Raw genomic sequence first — 2,260 nt, 5'->3', positions numbered from 1 at the left:
GGGCTGAGCAGATCCCACACCGAGCCGACGATCTGGCGATCCTCGTTCAGCGGCACCCCGCGCACCAGGTTCGCGAACACCCAGCCCCAGGCCAGCGCCGGGATCCAGGAGCCGATCCCGATGCCGATATCGCACCAGGCCCGCCACTTCGGATCGTTGATCTTGGCGCGGTATTCGATCGCGCAGATCCGCAGGATCAGCGCGACCAGCAACAGCAACAGCGCCAGATAGAGCCCGGAGAACATGCTCGCGTACCACTCGGGGAAGGCCGCGAACATCGCGCCGCCCGCGGTGATCAGCCAGACCTCGTTGGCGTCCCACACCGGGCCGATGGTGTTGAGCACAACGCGCCTGCGCGTATCGGAGCCCTTGCCGAGGATCGGCATCAGCATGCCGACCCCGAAATCGAAGCCCTCCAGCACGAAGTAGCCGGTGAACAGCACGCCGATCAGTACGAACCAGAACTGCTGCAGATCCATCACCGGCTCCTAGTAAGCGAAGGAAAGTTGTTCGACGGCAGGCTCTTCCGGTTTGCGATGCCCGCCGGTGCCCGGGCCGTCCGGTCCCTCGCCGGGAGTGGGCGGCGTCGGCTCGTCCGGCCCGGCGACGGTGTACCGGCGGATCAGGTAGAACCACACCACCGCCAGCACGCCGTAGAGCAGCGTGAACACCACGAGGGAGAACACGACCGTCGCGGGCGCGTGGTCGGAGACCGCCTGCTGCACCGTCATCCGGATGTTCGGGTCGCCGGTCGGGTTGGGCACGACCGCCCAGGGCTGGCGGCCCATCTCGGTGAACACCCAGCCCGCGGCGTTGGCCAGGAACGGGGTGGGGATCGCGAGCAGGCTCAACCAGGAGAACCAGCGCTGGTCGGGCACCCGGCCCCCGCGGGTCACCCAGAATCCGGCGAGCAGCAGCAGCACCGAGCCCGCGGCCAGGCCGATCATGGCGCGGAAGGCCCAGTAGGTGACGAACAGGTTCGGCCGGTAGTCGCCGGGCCCGTACTTGACGTTGTAGGTCTGCTGCAGGTCGACGACGCCGTCGAGGGTCACGTCGGTGAACTTGCCCTCGGCCAGGTACGGCAGCACATAGGGCACCTCTAGCACGTGGGTGACACTGTCGCAGTTGTTGTGCGTGCCGACGGTGAGAATCGAGAAGTCGGGGTCGGTCTGGGTGTGGCACAACGATTCCGCCGAGGCCATCTTCATCGGCTGCTGCTCGAACATCAGCTTGCCCTGGATGTCACCGGTGAAGATCACCGCGACGCCGGCCAGGGCGACAACCACCAGCGAAAGCCGCGCCACCGGCCGCCACATGACGCGCGCGTCCTCGAGTTTCGCCGGATCCCCGCTGCGCGCGTTGCGCACCATCCACCAGCCCGCGATGCCCGCGACGAAGGTGCCCGCCGTGAGGAACGCGCCCGCGACGACGTGCGGGAACGCGGCCAGTGTCGTGTTGTTGGTGAGCAGCGCCCAGATGCTTTCCAGCTCAGCGCGTTCGGTCTCGGGGTTGTAGCGCGCGCCGACCGGATGCTGCATGAACGAGTTCGCGGCGACGATGAAGTAGGCCGACGCGTTCACGCCGAAGGCCACGATCCAGATGGTCGCCAGGTGCACGAGTTTCGGGAGCCGGGTCCAGCCGAAGATCCACAGGCCGATGAACGTCGACTCCAGGAAGAACGCGATGAGCGCTTCCAGCGCCAGTGGCGCGCCGAAGATGTCGCCGATGAAGCGGGAGTACTCGCTCCAGTTCATCCCGAACTGGAATTCCTGCACGATGCCGGTGGCGACACCGATGGCGAAGTTGATCAGGAACAGCTTGCCGAAGAACTTGGTGAGCCGGTACCAGCGTTCCTTGCCGGTGATCACCCAGGCGGTCTGCATGATGGCGATCAGCGGCGCCAGGCCGATGGTCAGCGGTACGAAGATGAAGTGATAGACGGTGGTGATACCGAATTGCCACCGGGAGACGTCCACAATGTCCATCCGACCCTCCAGCTTCTACTACGACAAGTCGTAGTAGATCGTACGCCTGGATCTACCCCGGTTGAGCGTGACAACCGCCACGACACGCCGAAAGGTTGCCGCACGATGGGATATACGCGGTCCGACCGGGGATTCCCGGCGCCGCGGGGGCACGCCCACCCGTGCCCCCCCACCCCCACAACCACAGCGCGGGGGGGCCCCGCCGGGGGGGGGGCCCCCACCCCCGGCCCCCCGCCCACCCAAACCCCCACAAAAAATATATATGAAGAGATTTT

2 protein-coding genes are annotated in these 2,260 nt (G+C 66.2%); both read right to left on the bottom strand.

Features of this window, described 5'->3' with window-relative positions; translation table 11 throughout:
• A partial coding sequence (gene cydB / locus ACFWPJ_RS30830; protein WP_378856739.1) for a cytochrome d ubiquinol oxidase subunit II occupies nucleotides 1-479 on the bottom strand: 479 nt, incomplete at its 3' end.
• A gap of 9 nt (nucleotides 480-488) precedes the next feature.
• Nucleotides 489-1,985, bottom strand: a complete 1,497-nt coding sequence (locus ACFWPJ_RS30825; protein ID WP_378856737.1) for a cytochrome ubiquinol oxidase subunit I — start codon at nucleotides 1,983-1,985, stop codon at nucleotides 489-491.
• Nucleotides 1,986-2,260 lie beyond the last annotated feature (275 nt).

This window comes from Nocardia sp. NPDC058497, from assembly GCF_042720195.1.
Classification (GTDB): Bacteria; Actinomycetota; Actinomycetes; order Mycobacteriales; family Mycobacteriaceae; genus Nocardia.
This window is presented reverse-complemented; position numbering and strand designations above follow the sequence as displayed.